Genomic DNA, 439 nt, shown 5'->3' with positions numbered 1-439 from the left:
AGACAGTGCGAAGTCCTTCATTAGACTGGCTCTGCCGCGTTACTCCGTGGCGTCTCCATTTATGATGTACCTATCCGGTATGCACCGCTGTGTCCGGATTACCCTCCGAGCCAAGGACCGTGATCGACGTGAAGGTCGGCATCCCCCGCGAAGTCAAGAACAACGAGTTCCGGGTGGCGATCACCCCCGCCGGAGTGCATGAGCTCGTCCGCCACGGCCACGAGGTCGTCATCGAGCACGACGCCGGCGTCGGCTCGTCCATCCCGGACGAGGAGTACGTCGCCGCCGGTGGGCAGATCCTGGCCACCGCCGACGAGGTCTGGGCCGCCGCCGACCTGCTGCTCAAGGTCAAGGAGCCGGTCGCCGAGGAGTACCACCGCCTCCGCAAGGACCAGACCCTCTTCACGTACCTGCACCTCGCCGCCTCCCGCGAGTGCAC

The 439-nt window shown here is 65.4% G+C and carries 1 pseudogene; it reads left to right on the top strand.

Annotated features, from left to right (window positions below):
- Nucleotides 1-119 precede the first annotated feature (119 nt).
- Nucleotides 120-439: pseudogene (locus RNC47_RS36925) on the top strand (alanine dehydrogenase); the annotation flags it as partial.

The sequence above is a fragment of the Streptomyces millisiae genome, from assembly GCF_031845425.1.
Taxonomy (GTDB): Bacteria; Actinomycetota; Actinomycetes; order Streptomycetales; family Streptomycetaceae; genus Streptomyces; species Streptomyces millisiae.
Note: the sequence above shows the minus strand (reverse complement) of the source record. Positions and strands in the feature narration are given on the sequence as shown.